Genomic DNA, 24,386 nt, shown 5'->3' on the forward strand with positions numbered 1-24,386 from the left:
ATGAATACTCCGCATCAATTTTATAAAGAACAAATTACATTACATACCTCGGCTGTAAAAAAAGTAAAAAAACAGTTAGCCCTATCCAGTACAATAAGAATAATTGCTTTTTTGGCTATAATCGCAGGGGTTTATTTTGGGTATCCAAACATTCAAATTATTATCGGAAGTATTGTAATTGGCGTTGTCGTTTTTATCTATTTGGTATCCCGACATAGTAATCTCACTTATACCAAAAATAAACTAGAAAAACTGATCGAAATTAATCAACTTGAACTCGACGTTTTCAAAAACCAAATAAAAGATTTACCCACAGGAAAAGAATTTATAAAAACTGCTCATCCGTTTAGTCATGATATTGACCTTTTTGGGAGTCATTCTTTCTTTCAATACACAAATCGTACTGCTACACTCGCAGGAAAAATTGAACTTGCCGACCTTTTACAAGCTAATAATTTAGATCATATCCCTCAAAAACAACAAGCGATCCAAAACTTGTCTGCAATGCCAGAATGGAGACAAGATTTTAGTGCGATCGCTGCACTAGTAAAAGTAACAACTTCTACAAATGTCATCAAAAAGTGGTTTAAGAACTACACTCCTTTCGTTCCAAAAATCATGAAATACCTTCCTACTATTTTTTCTGTGATTTCATTGATAATGGTTACTTTATTATTTCTGGAAACTATTACTTTCAACATATTTTTACTTTGGCTTTTTGTTGGGTTCGGCATCACCGGAACTCAAATCAAAAAAATCAACGTTTTATATCGTGAAGCCAATAAGGTAAAAGATACATTTGATCAATATTACAGACTTGTTGATAAAATAGAAAATACTTCTTTTACAGCTAATATTCTAAAAGAAAAACAACAATTAATTATTACAGAAAAAGAAAAAGCTTCTCTAATCCTAAAAAAGTTTGCTAGTATTCTTAATGCTTTTGATCAACGCAACAACATGTTATTTGGCGTTATAGCTAATGGATTATTACTTTGGGATCTTAAACAATGCTATCGTATCGAAAACTGGATAGCCTCTCATCATAACAAAGTAATGCAATGGTTTAATGTAATCTCTTTTTTTGATGCTTATAATTCTTTGGCAAATTTTGCTTTTAATCATCCAGACTATATTTACCCAACAATCACATCAGACAACACAATCATCAAAGCAGGACAAATTGGGCATCCAATGCTTAATCCGGTAAAAAGAGTAGACAATGATATTTGTATAGAAAAAGACCAGTTTTTTATCATTACCGGGGCTAATATGGCAGGCAAAAGTACTTTTTTAAGAACTGTTGCTCTACAAATCGTGATGTCAAACATAGGACTGCCTGTATGTGCCAAATCTTGTCAGTATCGGCCTATAAAACTAATCACAAGTATGCGTACGGCAGATTCGTTAAGTGACGATGCTTCTTACTTTTTTTCAGAGTTAACCCAACTAAAAAAGATTGTAGAAGCCCTAGATAAAAACGAATATTTTATTATTCTGGACGAAATTTTGAAAGGAACCAACAGTGTTGACAAAGCAGCAGGGTCTCGCAAATTTGTAGAACGATTAGTAGCTACAAAAGCTACCGGTATCATTGCCACACATGATCTAAGTCTTTGTGAAATAGCTAACGAATTACCACAGGTGAAAAATCGTTTCTTCGATGCACAAATTATTGATGATGAGCTTTATTTTGACTATAAATTTAAAGATGGAATTTGTCAAAATATGAATGCTTCTTTCCTTCTCAAAAAAATGGGGATAGTATAAGATCGAATTATTAAATCCCTGTTTACGGGGTATTCTTACATTATTTTTTTGTAGATTTTTACAGCATTAAAGTATAAAGCTACAGTAAAATGAAAGATATACTAGTTGGATTGATTTGTATTTTAACATGTTTTACATATCATACAAATGCGCAAGACAGTAATAGTAGTGTCGAAGACTACATAAAAGAATCATCTGTAAAAGAATCTTTTTTAATTATATATGCAAGCAAGGAGTATCATAATGCTCTACAGGTTGCAAAAGAAGCCAACACAAAACTAGACCTTAAAATAGATTTACGAGGATACTATTTTGATGAAAAAGAAGGATTAGTGACCGATGAGATGTATGATGAAGAAACAAACTGGCCATATATTGGTAGAGGAAGATTTGATAGCGGAGCATATATAAGTATTGAGTATACTGATTTCTATAACGAGTTCAAAGATGGTTTTTATGTGGTCATGATAGCTAGTGGAGATCGTAAAAATCTAATAGATCCCCTTAAAAAGGCAAAACAATTTTATAAAGATGCCTATATCAAAGATGCAATGGTTTATGTAGGTTGTATGCATTAAATCAATTTTATATTCTACTCCTTTACCCCGTAATAAAACATAACGTAAATACTAAACGCCATAAAGCAAAAATACTATGAGCATATTCAAAAAAATCTTCTCAAACGGAGACAAAAAGCAAAATACATCAGCAAATCCTCAAGGATTTGACATTACTACCAAAGATGATTGGAAATCATTTGAAGAATTATTTGAACAACATGCCGGACTTTCTTTTGAAAAACAAATAAATTTTAGTGAAGTAATCGGTTCTGAACCCTGGCAGTTTGATATGGGTACAGGATCAATCTCTTTTGGAGAAAACCTCTCGTTTTCAGTACAAATTATAGGTTCTCTCTCTTTCAACGATAACTCTTGGATGTGGGGTTGGGCAAATACCAAAAGTGGAATCCCAGAGCATCTCTTACAAAAATCTAATGCCCTCAAAAAGTTAGGAGAAGAAAAACAGATCAAAGAACTTATAGAGGCACATTATTCTGTTGACCCCAATTTTGAACATAAAATAGGTATGATTGCCTGTGGGGTATTCAACGCCAATAGCTACTATTGTGCCAATTATGGGCAAGGAACTTTGGTCGTAATTATTGATGATAAAAGTATCCCAAAAATCAATATGGATAATATTGAAAGAGTCATGACAAGTTTTCCTGAATTTATAACAACAATGGATATTAATCATAAATCTGCTTTCAAAAATTATCTGCTTGATAGAGGTTTTCAAATCAAAGTTGAAGCATCCAAAATCGAAGGACTTAAAAATGCAAAAACGATAACCGCAGACTTCGACACATTAGACAGACTAAAAAACCTAAATGGAACTTTATAGCTAGTCTATTTTAACCACTATATAGTTGCGAATATAACGCCACACTCATTAAGAAGGCTCGTTCCCTCATTTACTATTTAAAAAAACATTTTCAATATTTAGTTTTATCATATAAAAATCAAAAACAATAAAAGAGATGAAACCTACATTCAAAAAAAGATTCAAAAAACTGATATTATGGCTGGTAGCGCTATTTATTGCTCTATTTGTATTTAGGTTTATCTATGGATATACTAAAACCCCTGACAACACCTCGAGTCAGGCTCAATTTTTTGAAACCATTTCAAGTCCTAGAAAAAATTATGCTTCAAAAAAATATGAAGTTAAATCAAATACAGGTGCACAGTCTACCATAAGAGTAGATCAGAAATACGAGAAAATTGCAGAAATAAAAACAAAATCTTCAACATTTGAAGATGAAGAAAAACTGGCTAGAAAAACCATTGAAGAATTTGATGCTTTAATACAATTCGAACAAAAAAGTGGAAACAAAGGATATAGAAGGCTAAATCTGGTGATAGGGGTTCCTCCAGAAAATTTCGACAATTTATATCAAAAGCTAACTCAAATTGGTAACATACAAGCCAAACAGATTACCAAAAAAGATAAAACAAACGAATACAAAGAACTCAATGCAAAAAAGCAATCTCTGGAAAAAATACGTAACTCTTTAATTGAACTAAAATCAAAAGGCGGTAAAATAGAAGAGTATATGGATCTAGAGAATAGAATTCTAGAAATCGAACAACAATTACAAGGATTAGGAGTAAGCTTGGGAGATTTTGATGATGAAAATGAATTCTGTACTGTTCAATTCTCCCTCCTAGAAGGAAAAGAAATCAAAATCGGAACCATGCAGAGAGTAAAAGTAGCTCTAGAATGGACGATAAAAATGTATCTCGGTATCATAACGATTTTGTTATTTGTAACCTTATTTGGATATATCTTTTTACTCGCAGTAGACAAATTCAAAATATTAGAACAAATTATAAGCAGAAAGGAATAAAATATGGCTAGAACCAACATCTTAAAAAATACAATTTGGATATTTTTTATATCTCTGATATCTATCAATATAAGTTTTGCTCAATTATCAAATAAAGCAGCAGATCTTTCTGAGGCTGCTTTGGCACTTACCAAACAAAAAGTATCGTATGATCCGAGCTATTTTTCTATAGGTTATCCTAACGGAGATGTTCCTGAGGATAAAGGTGTATGTACAGATGTAGTTATACGAGCATACCGGCAAATAGGGATCGACTTACAAAAAGAAGTGCATTTGGATATGAAATCAAACTTCAGCATCTATCCAAAGATATGGGGGTTAAAAACTACTGATCGAAATATAGATCATAGAAGGGTGCCTAATTTGATGACGTATTTTAAGAGACAAGGAGCAGAAAAACCTATTAGTCAAAAAGCAAGTGATTATATCCCGGGAGATATTGTGTGTTGGAATCTTGGAGGCGCAATCACTCATATTGGAGTTGTCGTAAATAAAAAATCAAAAGACAATAAACGCAATTTAATTGTACATAATATTGGTGGAGGGCAAGTTCTTGAAGATTGTCTTTTTAACTTCAAAATTATTGGTCATTACAGGTTTTTTAAATAAAAAATCTAAATATGCCAAGCATAAAAAAATTGTGTCTCCACAATTTTTTTATGCCTTTTAATGTCTTCTCCTATTTGTTAAAGCTAAAGCATTTTAACATAAGCTTTTACCTTTTTAAGCACAACTTATAATAATTAACTTGTTGTAATTATTTTTCGTTTATACAAAAAAACTTAGTACATTTAAGTATAAAACATATTAAAAGTAAACTTAGTTCAGTCAGAATTATAGCTATTTGCCCCCATTATAAATTTAAGTATCAACGTTATTTAGTTGCAAAATGACTATTACAAAAAAAACTGAACTAGCCTCGATGAAGGTTAACTTTCATTTTCCTATTATTGCTATTGGTAGCTCAGCCGGGGGGCTTAGAGCATTAGAAACTTTTTTTGAACATTGCCCGTCGAATACAGGATTTGCATTTGTAGTGATCCAACATTTATCACCAGATTATAAAAGTTTGATGCCTGAATTATTATCCAGGCATACAGATATGGTTGTAAAAGAAGCGATCCAAAACGAAAAGATACAACCAAATCATGTATATTTAATCCCCGGTGACAAAAACATAGTAATACACGATAAATGTTTACAACTGACCCAAAGAGCACCTTTACATCAAGTCAACTTTTCTGTTGATACCTTTTTTAAATCTTTATCATTAGAAAAAAAAGAAAAGTCTATTTGTTGTATCCTATCCGGTACTGGATCAGATGGTACAAAAGGAGCCAAATCAATAAAAGAAATGGGAGGAGCCGTTTTTGTTCAAAGCCCTGATGATGCAAAATTTGATGGGATGCCAAATAGTGTAATATCGCAAGGGTTAGCCGATTTTATTCTTCCTGTTGAAGAAATCCCAAAAGAACTGATTCACTTTATAAAACATGATCAATTAAATATTAATGCTTTACAAGGTGACCCCAAAGACACACAAGCCTTAAAAAATATTCTGCAAATCATACATGACGCTACAGAACTTAATTTTCTTCATTACAAAAAACCAACACTATTTCGAAGGACAATCAAGAGAATGAATATTTGTAAACAAAGAACGTTTACAGCCTATATTAATTACCTTAAAGAAGATCCGGACGAAAAATTTTTATTAGCCAAAGAATTCTTAATCGGAGTCACTAAATTTTTCAGAGATCAAAAAGCTTTTGATGAATTAAGAGAAAAAGTTATTCCACAAATTGTAGATGCCAAACATAAAAGCGGAGAATCTATAAAAGTATGGGTAGTTGCTTGCTCTACAGGAGAAGAACCTTACTCTCTAGCCATACTGATCGAAGAATATTTATCTAAAACTCAAAAAGAGGTAGATTACAAAATATTTGCTACAGATATTAATGACGAAGCAATACATTTTGCGTCAAAAGGATTCTACAAAAAAAATATAATTGCAGAAATGCCCAAATCTTTCTTAGACAAATATTTTATAGAAAAAGAAAAAGGGTATCAAATTAATGCTGTCATAAGGCACAAAATTATATTCTCAAAACATGATATATTGCAAAATCCACCCTTTGGCAAAATAGATTTGGTTTCTTGTAGAAACATGCTCATCTATATGGAAAATGATATACAACTCAAAGCGCTTAATAGTATTCATTTTTCTCTTAATCAATATGGGTACTTATTTTTAGGAAGCTCAGAAAGTGTTTCTTTTTTAGAAGAAAACTTAGAAGAAATCAGCTCTAAGTGGAAAATATATAAAAATATAAAAGTCAATAGATTATTACCAGATCATAATAATGAGGTGGTAAGGGTACGCAGAAAAAAAGATTCCTCTATAAGGATAAACCGAAAAAAAGATAAAACTTTTCAAACTGCAATTAAGGCGATCAACAGCATGTTGATAGAAGAATTAGACTTGGTATTTGCATGTATTGACGAGCATTTTGAAATCATTCAGGCATCAGGAAAACTTAAGGATTTTATCGCTATCCCAGAAGAAGGGTTTACCAATAATCTGATAAAAATGTTACCGGATGAATTGTCTATACCAATAACTACTTTGATCAGAAAACTTAACAATGGTGAAGAAAAAAAGGCGACCCGTAATGTTAAGTGGCTTATAGAAAACATATTAAAAGAGATTAAACTAACGGTAAAAGAAATTAAGTTAGGCAATGATCTAGCAGAGAGTAGTACCGTATATATTGTTTTATTTCAAGTTCAGGAAAGCATAGAGGTTACGCACACGCAAGATCCATTATATTCTTCAGAATTTGATCAAAACTCAAGAGTAGAAGAACTAAAAGAAGCGCTAAACGAAACAAGAGAGAATCTACAATCTACCATAGAAGAGTTAGAAACGACTAATGAAGAAATGCAAGCTACTAATGAAGAGCTTATTGCATCTAATGAAGAGTTACAAAGTACTAATGAAGAATTACAATCTCTAAACGAAGAATTACATACCGTTAATACAGAATTACAACAAAAAAATATTCAACTTCTAGAATCTAATTCTGATATAGAAAATCTAATTAAGAATGTAAACATAGGAACTGTATTTCTGGACAGAACCTTTAATATTAGAAAATTTACTCCGGCTATACGACAGCATTTTCAGCTTAGAGTAGAGGACATTGGCAGACCTATCAGTCATTTTTCGGGTACTTTAGGTGGCCAGGATTTGATGAAGCTTTCTGCCAGAGTTATCGACACACTGCAATCTTATAAACAAGAAGTACAAAATACAGAAGGAGTCTGGTTTTTAATGCAAATTTTTCCTTATTTGAATCAAGAACATGTGATCAAGGGAGTCGTTATCAATTTTATCAATATAGATGATACCAAAGCCGCCTTGCAAGAAACAGCAAAGCTCAATACATTTCTATCGCGAGTTATAGACACCAATCCCGGTATTATCTATATATACGACCTTATCGAAAAAAGAAATGTTTATGCCAGTGACAATGTTGCAAAAATAGCAGGATATACAGAAGAAGAAATCAAAGGATTAAAATCAAGCTTATTAGACATTTTAATTCATCCAGAAGACATTGAGCGTATTGGTGAACATCATCAAAAGATGAAATATCTTAAAGATGGCGAAGTACTATCTCTAGAATATCGCCTAATACATAAAGACACAAAAAAACCAATTTGGATTTTGTCTACCGACAAAGTAAATGAACGTAATACAAAAGGAGAAGTTGTATCGATATTAGGAGTATCACAAGATATCAGCCAAACAAAAGATCTTGAAGATATGCTTAGAATAAGTGAATCAAGATTACAATTAGCGATTAAAGGAAATCGTGCTGCCATTTGGGAATGGAGCGATTTTTCTCTAGATAAAGCATGGTGGTCAGATGAGTTTTACAAACTATTAGGATATTCTTCTAGAGATCTTAAACATGAGTTTACTTCATTTTTAAACCTCATTCACGAAGATCAAATTAGTCATTTTAAAAACGATGTCGAGAAGCATATTAATGAACTTACTGATTTTGAAGACGAAATACGAATTAAAACAAAAAGAAATGGTTACAAATGGTTTAGGGTAAATGCCAAGGCACAAAAAACAACCGGATGCAAAATTAAAATTGTGGGTACTTTAGCAGATATTAATTACAAAAAAGAGGCAGAAAACAGAATGAAAGACCTTAATGTAGAACTAGAACGTTTTGCCTATCTTGCCAGCCATGACCTCAAAGAACCGCTAAGAACCATATCAAGTTTTACGAAACTCTTTAAAGACGAATACCACGAAAATTTTGACGCAACTGCCATTCAGTATCTCGATTTTATAGAAAAAGCATCTGCCAGAATGATCGTATTGACAAATGACTTGTTACAATATTCGCAATTAGACAACAAATCCCTAAAATTTGAAACTGTAAGGCTGAATGAAATACTCAAAGAGATTGTACAGGATTTACAAAAGCCCATCGAAGATAATTATGCAACAATAACCATTGATGTACTACCTTCAATTTTTTGTGATAAGATTCAGATCAGACAACTGTTCCAAAATCTTATTTCTAACAGTATAAAATATCGTAAAAAAGAAGTGAATCCTAGAATAGAAATTGGTTGTGAAGAAAAAAGCGATCATCTTCAGTTTTATGTAAAAGACAACGGAATCGGTATTAATGCCAAATACCATGCAAAGATTTTTGAAGTTTTTAAGAGATTACACAGTCAAGACGAATATGAAGGAACAGGAATCGGATTGGCTAATTGCAAACGGATCATAGATAATCACAAAGGTAAAATATGGTTGCAATCCTCTTTAGAAAAAGGGGCTGTTTTTTACTTTTCAATACCAAAAATAGAATCCCATAAAAAAGATGAAAAAGATAAACTGTATACTGCTAGTTGATGATAGTATTTCTACAAATTTTTATAATAGGAAATTAATAGAAGTTTGTGGGGTTGCAAATCAAGTACACGAAGTTCATAATGGACTCGAAGCACTGGACTATCTGAAAAAAAGAGGCAATTTTAAATCCTCTTCAAAAAATAAGTATCCAAGGCCCAACCTGATATTTTTGGATATCAACATGCCCAAAATGGATGGCTTTGAGTTTTTGCATGAATATGAAAAACTAAATGAGAACCAAAAATCAGATATCCTGATTGCTTTTTTGACCACTTCTAATTGGGAAAAAGACAAAATAAAAGCATTTGAAAATGATAATTTGATTTACGACTTTATCGAAAAGCCATTACAAAAAGAAACACTGTTAAGCATTTACAATTATTATATTAGTGAGCCCAAATATGCAGAGTACTGTGTAGAATAATATATAGACGAAATCAACAATCAACTATCTATTGTGATGCCTTTATTTCTAAAACTGGCCAGCTTATCTACCATACTCCAGGTATTTTTAAAATCATTGGTAGAATGGTTCGCTTTTGTATATTTTTTAATCCAGTAGAGATAATCCAAGATTACATCTTCAAATTTGATTTGAATAAGTTTGTCGTTATCTAACCTTCCCATACGCCATTCTACAAATCTTCTTTGTTCAAGTTGATCATCGATAAAGTAGTTAATAATAGTATGCCTGGAATCTTTTTCTAATTGTTTGAGCAACTGTTTTACCTCATCAGGATGGCCTTCTATATACTGTAAGAAATACTGTTGTCTATAGTAAATAAATCCTGTAATTTGATGAATTTGATTGGCTTTTCTAGCAATATCGACCAAATCGATAATACTTTCGTTGGTAAAAGAGATGTTTTCTTTGCTGATATAAATGGCACAAGAAAGTTTTGACATTTGTTTGCGTGATTCTGATTAAAACGTAACAACAAATTATAAAATTTTCATAAAAACGACAAGCTATTACAGATAAAAAACATTAGTGCGATGTTGATGCTACAGAACTACCATTGGCTATATCTTCGTCTGCAAAATCTGCAGCAGCTTTTATGGTATATTCATCCAGTGGTGTTACGAGCAGAGGCAACATTAACGCAACCCCGTTGAATGCAAATCCATCTGTAAAACCACTACTTTTTGTACCCCAAACGGCTCTAGATCGTGCAGTCACTCTAATAATTACTTAACCACAAACCAAGGACAACAATTATAGGCATAAGCAGCAATGCAAAAACTATACATACTTTTTAATAGCTTTTAAAAATAAATGCATTAAACTCAAAAGTCCTATTCATAATAGGTTATCGTTTTATCTTTTCTTTTTACTCGTTTTTTAAGAGTACCTATACATACAAAGAGTATAAATATCATAAGTACAACTGACTTAATCGACTTTATAATTTTTATCTCTCTTATATCTTCTTTTGTAGGCAGATATATTGCATTTATTCTATCATTACACGATTTTGTGGTATCATAGATGATATCAATAACATCTCCTTCCTTTTTTGTTGTTCCTATAATGGTCAAATACGGTATTATAATTACATTATAAGCCTTACAGCTTAATGCTTTCTTATATTGATACTCAACACCAAACAATACTTTATTAGGTTGTGTTCTTGATCCATATATCTCATTTACAAATACAATTTCTGCTTTGGTTTTATGATATTTTTTTGGATCGATTCCCATTTCTTGCAGTTCTTTTTCTGCCATGTACTTCTGAGGTTTAACGATAAAAAATATATCATTCAACACAAAAAAATAAAATATAAAACATGCTCCTATAAGAGTAAAAACCTTTTTCATTCTTTATTTCTATCCCCTATTTATTTAGAAACAACTATTCATGTAAAAAAATATGAATCTCTTTAGATTAAACTTAAAAACACTTTTCAATATTATCTCATATTCAATCCTATTATAAAATTCCTGTTTGACGTTTATAAAAAGCGTCTTGTTGTTTTTTCATCATTTCACGAGCAATTTTCTTTTTATACTCGTATAGTTCTTCTTCTTCTGTTAGATCTTGATATACTTTATCATTAATAGTATGATCTGTATTCAATACTACACTGCGTTGCGCTTCTTTTTGCATCACCCATGTTTTTACTTCATCTTCTATATCTTGTATTTTAAAATCATATTCTCCTTTTGGTGAAAGTAGTTTTGCAAAAATAGGAGAGGTTTCTATAGCCAAAAATAATAGGAAGATAAAGAATGATGGTAACCAAGGTAGTTCGTTTAAAGCATTTACTCTAGCCATCAGACCATCAAAATTATCAATAACAGGCTGAGAGTTTATCACTTGATCATCATATTCTGTGGCTAATTGTGCTTTTTTTGCTTCTAAATCTGCGATTTTTTGAGCGTTCCCTTTTTTGAGCGCTGCCAATGCGGTCAATGCAGCATCATGCTTATCTCTTTTTTCTTTGTATACCGGACCTTTACCTACAATCTCTGTTCCTTTTCTTCCCTCTGCCTCTGCAATATAAGTTTCATAAAGCGTATTTACCTCTGTTTCTTTGTCTGTTATTTCTTGTTTAAGGCTATTGATCTCTTGATCTATTGAGGAAACAACAGGAGTATATTGTGTTGCTATTTGCTCTTTATTTGCTAATGTGAAGTCATTTTTTTGTTCTAATAATACACGATCTATTTCTTTTTCAAAGATTTTTAATTCTAAAGGTTTAGAAATCACAATGGCAATGATAATGGCTAGAATAATTCTTGGTGTTACTTGCAGTAGTTCGTCGGTAAAATTATCTTTTTTTCTAATGGTAGAAACAATAAAGCGATCCAGATTAAAAATGAGTAGTCCCCAAATAAAACCAAAAAAGGCAGCGGCAAAATAATTATCAAATACTGTATACAAGGCATAACTAGAAGCTATAAATGCCATTAAGGCGGTAAAAAATACAGTAGCTCCAATACCGACATACTTATTTTGTTCTCCATGAGAACACTCTGCCAAAATATTGGCATCTGCACCTGAGCACAGAATAAAAAAACGTTTTAACATATCTAGGGTTTTTGATTAATGACAAACTTATAACGCTGATTTACAGAAAAATGTTGTACAAAAAAACTCCCATAAAGGGAGTAAGAAATTACTACACTGCGATGTATAAAACAATTATTTGTTTTTAATTCTTCTGTTTTCTTGCTTCTCTTCGAATTTTTTCAATTTCTTTTTTCGCTTCTTCTCTCACTTTTCTCACTTCTTTATAAACCTCTTTCCTAGCTTTTTCGGCTTGTTTTCGAGCCTTCTCAGCTTGTTTTCTGGATTCTTCAAGCGTTTTTCTACTTTCTTCTCTTGCTCTTCTAGATTCTTCTACAGCTTCTCGTCTCGACAGTTCTGCTTCTCTCATGATTCGTTCTCTTGTTCTATTAGCCTCTTCTCTTGCCATTCTTTCATTTACTCTTGCTAACTCCTCTGCTTGTCGTCTAGACAGTTCTGCCTGTCTCATCATTTGCGCTCTGGTTCTATTGACCTGTTCTCTTGCTATTCTTTCTTGTACTCTAGCCAATTCTTCTGCTTTTCGTCTTGACAGTTCTGCCTCTCGCATTACTCGCTCTCTTGTTCTATTAGCCTCTTCTTTTGCCATTTGAATATCATAAGACGCATCTGCAAGTGCCATCTCTTGCTCTTCTACTAGCTCTTGATATTCTTCAATTTCTTCATATTGGTTGCTCTCTATATCTTCATCTTCTGTATCATTTTCTTCAGATTGATACGAAGGGGGCGTTGGTGGCAATGGAGGTTTGGTTGGTAATACGGGTCCTTTGCTTTGTTTGTTTTTTCTTGGTAAAGGAGTACTCGATCTTATTTTTGCTATTTCAGGTAAATCAGGTCTTGGTGGTGTAGGTGGGACAAGATCATGCCCATCAGGATTTGCTTTATACAAACGTGTTTTTCGATATGCATCATTGAGGTTTTTCATAAAACCATCATCTGAGTTAACAATCTGAACATCAAAATGAAATTCTGTAAGTTCATCATCTTTCCATTGCTCGGTTTCCTGATCAATTTTATCAGCAAAATCAGATAGTGGAGTCGCTTTTCCGTTTACTGTAATTTGTTCACCTTTTACCCGAATCCTAATTTCTTTATCAGGATGAGTAGGAGCAACAGTGTTTTCTGAAATATTCGTCTTTTTTGGTTGTGCTACTATTTCATTATTAAACACTAGCATACAACTCAATAGCATGGGCAAGAGCAATAGCCATCTTGCTACTGCTCTCTTTTTTGAAAATTGTTTTGACATCATTACAATTCGTTTTTTGGTTAATGAATAATTAATAGGGCTCGATAACTCAACTTGATTAGGGTTGTTTGCATAGTCAACGAGTAATTGCATATATGTTTGAAGAGAAAACTCTCGTTTTATTATGGTTTGATCTGCCAGAAATTCGTGATTAAGCTTAATTGATTTTTTAAAGAGTAGAAATAAAGGATTAAACCAAAAGATCACATGCAAAATTTCTATAAACAATATGTCTAATGTATGTTTTTGTATCGCATGTGTTTTTTCATGAAGCAAGACTTCTTTGGGAATCGTATTCTTTTGATATTCATTTTTTGACAAAAAGATATAGTGCAAAAAAGTATGTGGAACGATAGACTCGCCTAATAAAACATTCGTATGAGAAGGTTTTTTTAAGCGCTCGTTATTCCTGATTTTTATGACTATTCTTTTAAGGTTTAGGACAAATCTACATCCAAAAATCAATACTCCTATTCCATAAATACTCCATAAAAATGCTGTGATATATTCTTGAGTAAGAAAAGGTTCATTTACTTCGGGTACTGGCGCTATATAAGAACTAGTTACCGGGGCAACAGTTTCTGGCAATGCCTCTGGTAATTCTTGAATCTCTGCTGTTGTATATGTAAATGTAATTAGGGGAATAATTAGTGAGAAAGCAATACTAAAAAGTAAATAAAACCTTTTGGTATAATGCATATTTTCTTTTTCTAAAAGTAGCACATAGAATCCCCATAAAAGTAGCATGCAAAGTGTAGATTTTATAACATACAGGATCATTTTTGTTTCTTTTTAAGTTCTTGATCTACTATTTGTTTGAGTTCTTCTAATTCTGAAGCAGACATATCGGTTTCAGAAGTAAAAAACGAGGCAAATTGCGACGCTGAGTCGTTAAAAAAATTCTTGATTAGACTATTTACATGATTAGAAAAATAATCTGTTTTTTTGATCAAAGGATAATATTCTCTTGATTTTCCATAAAGCGTATAGTCTACAAATCCTTTATCTTTCATTCTCTTAAGCAATGTCGCAACAGTGGTAGTTGCTGGTTTTGGTTCAGGAAAAGCATCTAGCAAATCTTTCATAAATGCTTTTTCAAGTTTCCAAAGGTATTTCATAAGCTGTTCTTCTGCTTTAGGTAATTGCATTGCTCTACATAATTAGAATTAACTCTACAAATGTAGAATAAAAATTAATATTTTCAAATACTAAATAAAAAAGACCTGATAATTTTAAAAAACTATCAGGTCAACATACGTGAATATTATATGATTAAGCAGTTAAATACACTATTATTGCTTACTTAATTCTGTAAAGTATTTATAGAATAATGGAATTGTTTCAATACCTTTTAAATAATTCCATACTCCAAAATGTTCGTTTGGAGAATGTATGGCATCGCTATCTAAACCAAACCCCATAAGTATTGTTTTGCTTTTTAGTTCTTTTTCAAACAATGAAACAATAGGGATACTACCCCCACCTCGTTGTGGTATAGGTGTTTTTCCAAAAGTATCTTGATATGCTTTGCTTGCCGCCTGATATCCAATGTTATCTATAGGAGTTACATACCCCTGCCCGCCATGATGCGGAGTCACTTTGACGGTTACTGCTTCTGGTGCAATACTTTCAAAATGTTTTTGAAATAATGTTGTAATCTCTTCCCAATCCTGATTTGGTACCAATCGCATTGATATCTTTGCATAGGCTTTGCTGGCAATCACTGTTTTTGCGCCTTCTCCAGTATAACCACCCCAGATCCCATTTACATCCAATGTAGGACGTATGGAGTTTCGCTCATTGGTTGTGTATCCTTCTTCTCCGTAAACCGCATTGATGTCTAGTGATTTTTTGTAAGCGTCTAAAGAAAAGGGAGCTTTCGCCATTTCGGCTCTTTCTTCTTTCGACAATTCTTCTACTTTATCATAAAATCCGGGAATGGTGATATGATTGTTTTCGTCATGTAGTGAAGCGATCATTTTTGTCAGGATATTGATCGGATTTGCTACTGCTCCTCCATACAATCCACTATGCAAGTCTCTATTAGGCCCTGTAACTTCTACCTCAACATAACTTAACCCTCTTAATCCAGTTGTTATAGAAGGTACATCTTTGGCGATCATTCCTGTATCACTAATCAAAATAACATCGTTTGCTAATTTTTCCTGATTGCGTTCTACAAACCAACCCAAGCTTTTACTCCCAACCTCTTCTTCTCCTTCGATCATAAATTTTACGTTACAAGGTAACTGGTTCGTCTTGGTCATCAGCTCTAATGCTTTCACATGCATATACATTTGTCCTTTATCATCACAGGCTCCTCTGGCAAAAATAGCTCCTTCGGGATGAATTTCGGTATTCTTGATTACAGGCTCAAATGGTGGACTATCCCATAAATCAATAGGATCTGGCGGCTGTACATCATAATGACCATATACTAATACCGTAGGAAGATTAGCATCTATAATCTTTTCTGCATAAACGATAGGATACCCAGGTGTTTCGCATATTTCTACATGATCGCAACCTGCCAATTCAAGACTATTTTTGACGGCATCTGCGGTTTTTATAACATCTTTTTCGTAGGCAGAATCAGCACTGACAGATGGTATTTTAAGTAATTCTAGAAGTTCATTGATAAATCTATCTTGATGTTCTTCTAGATACGATTTTATATTTTGCATGAGGTGAGTTATTTTTTTGCCTAAAGTACTAAAAGTTGTACATATCATAAAGGTTTTTGAAAAGCTTGACAAAATACATCTCAAAAAAAAGTAAAAGGTTGTTTTAATTTTAAAACTATTGTTTATATTTGCACTCGCTTTTGCAAAGAGTCCTAAGTATTGTAAAAGTTTGTAATGCGGGCGTGGTGGAATTGGTAGACACGCTAGACTTAGGATCTAGTGCCGCGAGGTGTGAGAGTTCGAGTCTCTCCGCCCGCACGATAAAAAAAGCTTCTCAAAATTGAGAAGCTTTTTTTATTAGATCAATATTATGTAGGATATATAGTTTTCTTTTGTCCACAATATTTTTTTAAAACATCCCTATTTCTTTTAGCGTTTTTAGAAAATGTTCTTTATAAGTTCTTCCGATAGGGATCGTTTGATTATTGATAAAAACTTGATTGCCTTTAATTTTTTCGATTTGGTCTACATTAATAATATAAGAACGGTGTACTCTAACAAAATTAAAATGTTTTAGCCTCTCTGACCAATTGTGAAGACTATCTAATACAAGAACGGTTCTACTTTTTGTTATCACATTTACATAGTCTACTTCTGATTTTAAAACAACGATATCCTCTATATCAGTTTTATAAATGGTCTTATCTGCGTATAGAAATATTTGATTTTTAGTCGTTTTTTGCTTTTTTTCGAGTAGCTCTCTTACTCTACCGATCGATTTATAAAAGCGTTCATAAGAAAATGGTTTTACCAAATAATCTGTAACAGCTTCTTCAAAAGCATCAATGGCATAATTAGGAAAAGCAGAAGTAACAATAACAATTGGTGGATTTTGAATTGTTTTTAAAAATGATAATCCATTTAATTCAGGCAATTGTACATCCAAAAATAAAACATCTGCTGCATTTAGTTCTTCTATCGGAATATCTAAGCCACTTTCGTAAATTCCTAATACAACTATAAAAGGTGTTTTTTGTATATAGCTCATCAAAACCTCTTGAGCTGCTTTTTCATCTTCTAGAATAATACACTTCATAACGTTATAGAAAGATTTATTGTGTAAGTGCTGCTTTCTTGATCAATTTCTAATTTATGCCTTTCAGGATACAATAATTGTAAACGATCTTTAACATTCGCTATACCAATACCGCTTTCTAACCAATTCATATCTATAGTGTCTTTGGCATCAGCATTAAAGAAATTGGTACATGTAAACAAAAAGTTCCTTCTAGAGCTATTCAAAATAATAGTAACAGGATGTTTTTTACCTTTTAATATACTTGTATACTTAAAAGCATTTTCTACAAAGGGAATCAACAATAAGGGAGCTATCTGCTTCTGCATATCATCGATATCTACATTAAAACGAACTTCAACTTTATCTGACAATCGTTCTTGTTGAAGCTCAATATAATCTGTTAAGTGTTGGACTTCTTGTTTGAAGGTCACATACTCTTGTTTTCCTTCATGAAAAAGATATCGAAATCCATTTGATAGTTTCAAAATTAATTCGGGGGTTCTTTCATCTTGTTTTAAGGCATTTGCATAAATGGTATTTAGGGTATTGAATAAAAAATGTGGATTTATATGTGCCTTAAGCGCATCAATCTCGGCTTGTTTTTTACCCTGTGACAAGGTGTCTAATTGTACTTGTTGCAAATACATACTTTTAACTGAATATACTGCAAAAAAAACCACCGAAAAACTTACATAAGTCAAGACATTAGCAAAAAAATGTTGCCAAAAATAGTGATCTTCTTCTGCATGAAAATACATATCTGCATATTGGTATAGTATGGCATTGATGAATATGGCTAAAAATGCCCAAAACAGATATCTCTTTTTATTTTGTTTTGGAAAAAACCAAAAGTAAAAGAAGTAAGAAATGGTCATTTTAAAAAATAGAGAGTTGAGTTCGTGGGCAAAAGACATCATATATCCATTTTCTCTCTCAGCATACTTAAGATAGGGATAAAATAATACGATACTCCATAAAAAAATATGAAACCAGGGTTCTATTCGTATAAACTTTTGATATGAATTTAGGGTTTTCACTTATACAAGGTACGAGCTATTTGTATGAAATCACAATATCTTTGAAAGCCGCTTTCGCAAAAATGACTTTTTCTCCAGTAGAGCCACTTATCCTAAATAATAAACGTCCGCCTTCAAATGGATTGCAATCTTCAACATCAAAATAAGTTTTGTCATTTAATTTAAACCAAAGTCTATTCCCTTCCTTCCCTATTTCTACATCATACCAATGCCCTACTCCTATGATGTTATTTGGTAAGCTTTTATAAAATCCTCTGAAATGAGGGGATATATTCTTAAAAAAGAACGGTTTATTACCGTGAGAAGCATTATTGATTGTCAAATTATAATGTTTCATTTTGGTACGCCACTCCCAAACTTCTCTTGGGGTTGCTGTTTCTTTTGGTAATCCAAATTGTTCTGACTTTTCATCTTGTATAGCAGAAAATAATGTAATCAAAACTGTAGATTTAGAGATGGGTTTTACCTTGTATTTCAACACAAAATCTTTAGCATAAGTCTTTGGGCTTATTAAAAAATAACCGTCAGCACCTTCTGTTTCTTCTACAATCAATTCGTTATCCCGGATATAGCTTTTTCCTTTATCAAATGTTTGCCATGTTACTAACTCTTCTGGAGTTATTTTTTCCTCTTTTAGTTGTATTTGTCCATAACTTAACCGGATTACGCTAATCGATAGTAGTATTGTAATCTTTAGTATACTTTTCATCTATTTTGATATTTAATCTGTTGTTCCACCATATTGATAATTTCTACTTTTTCTATTTCTCGATTTGCCTTTATTTTGAAATAGCTTATAACTTGCACTCAACAAAAACCCAAATGTTTGAGATTGAAATCTCCATACTTCATCTTGAACTACATTTTGTGTTACAGTTCTTCTAAACATTAAATTATTATCAAGTATATCGACAATCCTTAGGTTCATCATGAATCGATTTTCTAGCAGCTTAAGACGAATTGCAAGGTCTATGCGGTTTCTGGGTTCTATAAAATTAAAGGTGTTTTGCGTTTTAAAATTCTGTCTAAAACTGATATCTGCCTGTAAAGCTTTATTTATTTTAAAAGTATTTTTTAGAATGAGGTTGGAAGAATATAGCTGATCCCAGGTTAAAGAAATCGTTGAATTTACTATGGTATGATAATAATTTGTAGATATTCCAATATTCCAAAAAGGCATTGCTTTATAATCTATATTGGTTTCAATACCATAAGAAGACTTTTCTCCTATATTATCAAAACTAATCGATTGCACCCCATTTTCGTCAATTTCTTGAACCTGTTCAATCACTGCAGTTCTATATCTATAAAAAAGCGCTGCAGAGGCATTAAATTTACTTCCTTTATATTGGTAATTGCTCTCCATATTATTACTGAATTCTGGTTTCAAATTTGGATTAGCAACCCATTCAAAATATTGATTCCTAGACTGAAAAGGATTTATATGTCTAAAATTTGGCCTTGATACTCTTTTACTATATCCTAGGTTAACGGTATTAGAGTCATTTATATCATAAGAAATATGAACTGTTGGAAAAAGATCAGAAAAAGTAAGGTTCAATGTTTCATCTGCTGTTACATTAACAGCATCCGACATTAGTTTTTCATATCGTAAGCCTAATTGCCAATTTAGTTTATGTGTCTTTACTCTTGATTGTAGATATACTCCATATAGCGATTCATTGTAATCAAATGCTTCAAAGTTTTCTATTTCTTCTCTGGGAACAATGCGGTTTGTACTCTCAAGCCCTCTCCCGTTATAAGAAAAACCCGTTTCCAGTACTATGTTATCACTTACCGGCAATGAATAATCAATAGCGAGAGCATGTAAGGTATTCGTATTCTTTCGTTCTTCTTCAAATAAAAAAACATTAGCTTCAAAATCTATAGCAGGAAACAAATTTCTGTTTTTAGAAAATTGATAATCAAACTCTAAAAAATGATTGTCATCTCTAAATCTAGTTCTATAATTAGCATTTACATCCAGAGTATTATGGGTATGAGAGGAGTTTCGGGTATATACAAAATCTTCTCTACCGGTTACATTACTATAAAAAGTATCATTATAAAAACTATGATAGTCATTTGTATAGTCTAAACCTAGAGAGAGTTCATTATTATCATTGATAAATATGTCTAATCCTATAGCCATTTTTCTAACCAGACCATTAAAATCATGAGGAGCAAAAAAGTCTCTGGTTGCACCATTAATATAACGCTGTGCAATAGTTTGTTTACTATCCATTTCTCGCCCTGCCTGAGATGCATTCCATCTCATATTAAAAGATGAAAAATTATAGTTCCCGTCTATACCATAGTTATATCGTTTTGTTCCTACCCCTGCATTCAAATTAGCATTAAAACCCCGAAACGTATTTTTGTTTGTGATGATATTTATGATCCCAGACAAACCATCTGCCTGATTCTTTGATGAAGGGGATGTTATGATCTCTACTCTTTGAATAGACGCAGCCGGTAATTGTTCTAAAATTTCTGTTGCGTTTAGTCCAGAAGGTTTACCATTGATTAATAAACGTACATTACTATTTCCTCTGAGCGAAAGGCTCCCTGTGCCTAAATCAGTTTGAATTTCGCTGATTTGATCAAAGGCTTCTAATGCCGTTGCTCCTGCCTGCTGTACATCTGCACCCAAATTGATAACCTTTCTATCAATCTTGAGTTGTGTCGTCGTACGTTCTCCTTGCACGACAACCTCATCTAATTCTGAAATTAAAGCCTTGAGTCGAAATGTGATTGCTTTTTCATTCTTGATGTCAATACGCTTTGCGATAAGGGTTTCATATCCCATAAAACTAACTTTAAAGCTAGTAAAAGGCGCTCTGATGGTTATATTAAATTTACCGGTATCATTTGTAGAAATTCCACTAACAAATGCGCTTTCATTATAAACTGTAACCGTAGCAAAAGGTATTATTTCGTTGGTTTTAGCATCTAATACAACTCCCTTATACAATTGGTTTTGTTGCGCGATAAGCACGCGTGATGATAAGAATAATAATGTAATAAGGAGATGTAACCGCATATATGGATTGAGTTTTCAACAAATGTGGGCAACGATCTCTCCATATAAAATTTTATTCTGTTAGTGTAGTCAAATTTTCTGTGAACGATAAGAATTCTCATTTTATTTATATCCAAAAAAACCTCTCAGTTTTGAGAGGTTTTTGTTATTTTTCTAGAGTTTCTTTTAAAGAGGAATGCATGTTCTATTTACGCATGCCCAGTCAAACTCTCCTGTTACATTAAAACAATCTCTTCTTGTTCTACATCCAATCGGAAATATAATCCCTCCTCCATTTATACTACTTTGTTCTTTTTTTGATAAAATAACAGCCTTCTTTAAATTTTTAATTTGATTCATAATGATTAAAGTTAAAATTATAATTGTTTTCATAAAACTATTTATAAGTCTCTGTTTTTCAAACTACAAAAACATCAGATTAATAAATTTGATCTTCTTTATGGAGATCACAAGAAGGGTTATTTTTTCAAAATCCGTCCTCTATATTTTTTACTACCAATGGATAAAGAATAGGTTAAATATCGTCCCATACTAGAAGTGACTTTATACGCTATTGTATGTTTTCCTTTCGAATATACTTTATTGCTTATTACAGAAAGTTCTTTGGCAAGTGTTTCTATGCCTAAAGATACTTTTTCTTTAGTATTAGTAATTTCAAAATCAAAATACAGTACTGATTCAAAAGGTATAGGATATACCTTAATATTTGGACTTGATTTGATGCGTATCAATTGCCTTGATTCAAATACAATTTCTTTATTATCTATAATGACATAAATTTTTAATGTATAAAGAGTACTTAATCTGAAATCTGACAACGCAATACTAATATTTTCATGTACAGCATATTCATTATCAGCATCTTTGGGTTTTATTATTATAGGATTTGTTCCTCCCCCAGGAATAGGGTCTAATGCCATCAGCTCAACAATTACCTCGTCTACCTTTTTAATATTATTATTCATTGTTTTTGCCGTAATCAATAGATTAAGATTACCCTCTTGATTGATCTCCTGTGGAAAATCATTCGGTAATACCATTATTGGCTCCGATGCTAATTCTTTTTCTAAATGTATATGTAGTCTTTCTCCTTGATAACTACTATTATTATTTAATGGCAAACGTTCTAAATGATGTTGTGCATTTATAATTGTTGTGATAAAAAGAGAGAAATAACTAAAAATAAGGAGGTGTAAAAAATTGATTTTCATGTGTATTTAGATTTTAACTATATACACAAATATATACTTAAGCATGATTGGCATTAACCTTCATTAATATCAAATTTATAAATTTGATATTAATGAAGATCGCTTTCGTTTTTATTCTTTTTAATCTGTTTTAGATAGTATGACGGTGTTAAACTTGTTTGATTCTTAAACGCTTTTACAAAAGTATTTACGCTTTTATACCCGAGTTCTTCTCCTATTCCTTTTATAGTATAAGACATAAACCTCGAATCTGTTTTTAGGATTTCGAGAAAATAGTCAATTCTTAATGTATTCAGATATTCAGTAAAAGATTTTTGTTTGTATTGATTAAGTACTTTAGAAAGATAGACAGTATTCGTTTCTAATTGTTTTGCTGTATTATATAGATTACAGTCCATTTTGATGTAAAACAACTCTTTTTCTAATATTTTAAGTTTCTCAATTAAGTTTTGCGCTTTTTCATCTGTCAAAACACTTGTCTTTTTACTTTTACTTTTCGCAGGAGCAGTATTAATCTTTTCCTGAAGCTGATTAAAAAGTATTTTACTCTTTTTTATTTTTTTATTGTAAACGACAGTTTTATATATTGAAAATATGATGACAATTGCCAATAGTATAATGACGATAATCAAGGTTTTCTTATTCTCTATATTTTTTAAAGACAAGGTTTGATTTTTATGTCGTAGCCCCTCGATATTTTCTTTATAAATTTCTCTTCGGGTATCTGTATCGTTTTGATAAAGGATTTTTTGTATTGATCTGTAGGCATTGCTATATGCTAACTGCTTGGCATCATCTTCTAATTTTTCTGCACATAGATAAGCTAAATCATACATTTCTAGTATATTTTTGATTTCACTTTTCTCTCTATCTTTTATCAGTTCAAAATTTTCTATTAACACATTATGTGCACTATTATATTCACTTTTTATATATAATACTTTTGCTATGTAATAATTCGTTAGTAAAAAATTGACATTCGAATTGTTATCATCCAAAAGCTTTTGGGATTCATACAATTTTTTTAATGCTACATCAGGTTCTCCTTTTTTAATAAATACCTCTCCTATATTCATCAAAAAAATACCCTGATTCTCTTTCAAATTATGATCTCTCGATAACTCAAGTCCTATATTATTATATTTAATGGCATTATCTATATCTCCGGTCTCATAATACGAAAGCGCTAAATGTAATATTACAGAGGTATAATCTTCGATAAGAAAATTTTCATCGTCTTTTAAAGCTTCCATGAGCTCAAAAATTTCTTTAAAAGAAGTAAGCGCTTCTTCAAATTCCTGAATTTCGATTCTTATGATACCAATATTATTAAGAAAGCTTATTCTATATTGAGTGAGATCATCTTTGGGGTCTATTAATTTTTCTCCTAGCAAAAAAATTTCCAGTGCTTTTTTGTACTGCCTGTTATCTACATAAGCACTTCCTTTAAGCAAATAACCACTCAACGTTCTAGTCTTTTTCAAGACTCCATCTGGTATCACCGTTAGTGCAGAATCTACATATTTAATTGTCTTTTGATATTCAGAATTGCGATAGTATGCAACTCCCAAATCATAATAGGCCAAATACTGCATCCCAAGATCATTTTTCTTAGACTTAGCAAGAAATGCATGTGCATAATCAACTGCCAAAAGAATATCTTGAGACATCGTAGTATATATAAGGTCTCTAATACTATCTGTAGATTTACTTTTATTGATCCATTGAATTAGTGTAGTATCTTTTTTTTGAAATCGTTTAGGGTTTTTCTGAAAAAAATACCCTTTAGCAAAACAAAAAGAAAAGAACAAAAACAGTAGTACTGTTCTAGTAGTCATAAGAGTGAGTGTGAATTAATTTATAAAAAGTGATGTCTTAAAACTACTTACAATAATATAAAAAAACTACTCTTGCTTTATAATTATAGAGATTAAATGAATTGATCTCTGTAGTGACAACCTTTCAAAGCTTTTTCTCTAATTGAATTG

The 24,386-nt window shown here is 31.9% G+C and carries 21 protein-coding genes and 1 tRNA gene; 8 read left to right on the forward strand and 14 right to left on the reverse strand.

The genetic code is table 11. The features are described 5' to 3' along the window. From FHK87_RS07145 to FHK87_RS07175, 7 genes are all read left to right on the forward strand, one after another. The gene (locus tag FHK87_RS07145; protein ID WP_140591998.1) at positions 1-1,770 is read left to right on the forward strand and encodes a MutS-related protein; all 1,770 of its coding nucleotides are present in this window, start codon (positions 1-3) and stop codon (positions 1,768-1,770) included. Positions 1,771-1,859: 89 nt separating this feature from the next. Beyond that, complete coding sequence (locus FHK87_RS07150; protein ID WP_140591999.1) at positions 1,860-2,348, forward strand: hypothetical protein; 489 nt, start codon at positions 1,860-1,862, stop codon at positions 2,346-2,348. A 76-nt stretch (positions 2,349-2,424) separates the two neighbouring features. Then, positions 2,425-3,174: a DUF6882 domain-containing protein gene (locus FHK87_RS07155; RefSeq protein ID WP_226294130.1), complete on the forward strand. Its 750-nt coding sequence runs from the start codon at positions 2,425-2,427 to the stop codon at positions 3,172-3,174. 136 nt (positions 3,175-3,310) lie between these two features. After that, positions 3,311-4,180: a DUF4349 domain-containing protein gene (locus FHK87_RS07160; protein ID WP_140592000.1), complete on the forward strand. Its 870-nt coding sequence runs from the start codon at positions 3,311-3,313 to the stop codon at positions 4,178-4,180. A 3-nt stretch (positions 4,181-4,183) separates the two neighbouring features. Beyond that, positions 4,184-4,789 carry a DUF1287 domain-containing protein gene (locus FHK87_RS07165; RefSeq protein ID WP_140592001.1) on the forward strand — a complete coding sequence of 202 codons (606 nt, stop codon included), beginning with the start codon at positions 4,184-4,186 and terminating at the stop codon, positions 4,787-4,789. A 313-nt stretch (positions 4,790-5,102) separates the two neighbouring features. Continuing rightward, positions 5,103-9,125 carry a chemotaxis protein CheB gene (locus FHK87_RS07170; RefSeq protein ID WP_226294131.1) on the forward strand — a complete coding sequence of 1,341 codons (4,023 nt, stop codon included), beginning with the start codon at positions 5,103-5,105 and terminating at the stop codon, positions 9,123-9,125. Continuing rightward, positions 9,094-9,549, forward strand: a complete 456-nt coding sequence (locus FHK87_RS07175; protein WP_140592003.1) for a response regulator — start codon at positions 9,094-9,096, stop codon at positions 9,547-9,549. The genes FHK87_RS07170 and FHK87_RS07175 overlap by 32 nt, the downstream gene beginning before the upstream one ends. A gap of 20 nt (positions 9,550-9,569) precedes the next feature. On the opposite strand, the gene FHK87_RS07180 is transcribed toward FHK87_RS07175, so the two are convergent. From FHK87_RS07180 to FHK87_RS07210, 7 genes are all read right to left on the reverse strand, one after another. Next, positions 9,570-10,031, reverse strand: coding sequence for a BLUF domain-containing protein (locus tag FHK87_RS07180; protein WP_140592004.1), 462 nt, complete (start codon positions 10,029-10,031; stop codon positions 9,570-9,572). Between the two features lie 82 nt (positions 10,032-10,113). Continuing rightward, complete coding sequence (locus tag FHK87_RS07185; RefSeq protein WP_140592005.1) at positions 10,114-10,305, reverse strand: hypothetical protein; 192 nt, start codon at positions 10,303-10,305, stop codon at positions 10,114-10,116. 116 nt (positions 10,306-10,421) lie between these two features. Beyond that, positions 10,422-10,853 carry a hypothetical protein gene (locus tag FHK87_RS07190; protein ID WP_140592006.1) on the reverse strand — a complete coding sequence of 144 codons (432 nt, stop codon included), beginning with the start codon at positions 10,851-10,853 and terminating at the stop codon, positions 10,422-10,424. Between the two features lie 205 nt (positions 10,854-11,058). Continuing rightward, positions 11,059-12,159: a DUF4407 domain-containing protein gene (locus FHK87_RS07195; protein WP_140592007.1), complete on the reverse strand. Its 1,101-nt coding sequence runs from the start codon at positions 12,157-12,159 to the stop codon at positions 11,059-11,061. Positions 12,160-12,283: 124 nt separating this feature from the next. After that, on the reverse strand, positions 12,284-14,185 hold the full coding sequence (locus FHK87_RS07200; protein ID WP_140592008.1) for a M56 family metallopeptidase: 1,902 nt from the start codon (positions 14,183-14,185) through the stop codon (positions 12,284-12,286). Next, positions 14,182-14,553 (reverse strand): BlaI/MecI/CopY family transcriptional regulator, encoded by a 372-nt coding sequence (locus FHK87_RS07205; RefSeq protein ID WP_140592009.1) that lies wholly within the window; start codon positions 14,551-14,553, stop codon positions 14,182-14,184. The genes FHK87_RS07200 and FHK87_RS07205 overlap by 4 nt, the downstream gene beginning before the upstream one ends. Before the next feature lie 144 nt (positions 14,554-14,697). Beyond that, the gene (locus FHK87_RS07210; RefSeq protein WP_140592010.1) at positions 14,698-16,089 is read right to left on the reverse strand and encodes a dipeptidase; all 1,392 of its coding nucleotides are present in this window, start codon (positions 16,087-16,089) and stop codon (positions 14,698-14,700) included. 176 nt (positions 16,090-16,265) lie between these two features. On the opposite strand from FHK87_RS07210, the gene FHK87_RS07215 reads away from it, so the two are divergent. Next, positions 16,266-16,347: transfer RNA gene (locus FHK87_RS07215), tRNA-Leu, on the forward strand. A gap of 91 nt (positions 16,348-16,438) precedes the next feature. On the opposite strand, the gene FHK87_RS07220 is transcribed toward FHK87_RS07215, so the two are convergent. The 7 genes from FHK87_RS07220 to FHK87_RS07245 all read right to left on the reverse strand — a co-directional run bounded on the left by FHK87_RS07220 (position 16,439) and on the right by FHK87_RS07245 (position 24,236). Beyond that, a complete protein-coding gene (locus tag FHK87_RS07220; protein WP_140592011.1) occupies positions 16,439-17,125 on the reverse strand; it encodes a LytR/AlgR family response regulator transcription factor in 687 nt (228 codons plus the stop codon). Continuing rightward, the gene (locus FHK87_RS07225) at positions 17,122-18,144 is read right to left on the reverse strand and encodes a sensor histidine kinase (RefSeq protein WP_140592012.1); all 1,023 of its coding nucleotides are present in this window, start codon (positions 18,142-18,144) and stop codon (positions 17,122-17,124) included. The genes FHK87_RS07220 and FHK87_RS07225 overlap by 4 nt, the downstream gene beginning before the upstream one ends. A 16-nt stretch (positions 18,145-18,160) precedes the next feature. Further along, on the reverse strand, positions 18,161-18,853 hold the full coding sequence (locus tag FHK87_RS07230; RefSeq protein WP_140592013.1) for a family 16 glycoside hydrolase: 693 nt from the start codon (positions 18,851-18,853) through the stop codon (positions 18,161-18,163). A 12-nt stretch (positions 18,854-18,865) separates the two neighbouring features. After that, entirely contained in the window at positions 18,866-21,187 is a 2,322-nt protein-coding gene (locus FHK87_RS07235; RefSeq protein ID WP_140592014.1) for a TonB-dependent receptor domain-containing protein, read from the reverse strand. 165 nt (positions 21,188-21,352) lie between these two features. Next, positions 21,353-21,526 (reverse strand): hypothetical protein, encoded by a 174-nt coding sequence (locus FHK87_RS26110; RefSeq protein WP_226294132.1) that lies wholly within the window; start codon positions 21,524-21,526, stop codon positions 21,353-21,355. A gap of 119 nt (positions 21,527-21,645) precedes the next feature. Next, complete coding sequence (locus FHK87_RS07240; protein WP_140592015.1) at positions 21,646-22,398, reverse strand: hypothetical protein; 753 nt, start codon at positions 22,396-22,398, stop codon at positions 21,646-21,648. 89 nt (positions 22,399-22,487) lie between these two features. Further along, on the reverse strand, positions 22,488-24,236 hold the full coding sequence (locus tag FHK87_RS07245; protein WP_140592016.1) for an AraC family transcriptional regulator: 1,749 nt from the start codon (positions 24,234-24,236) through the stop codon (positions 22,488-22,490). Between the last annotated feature and the right edge of the window lie 150 nt (positions 24,237-24,386).

This window comes from Aquimarina algicola, from assembly GCF_006443095.1.
Classification (GTDB): Bacteria; Bacteroidota; Bacteroidia; order Flavobacteriales; family Flavobacteriaceae; genus Aquimarina; species Aquimarina algicola.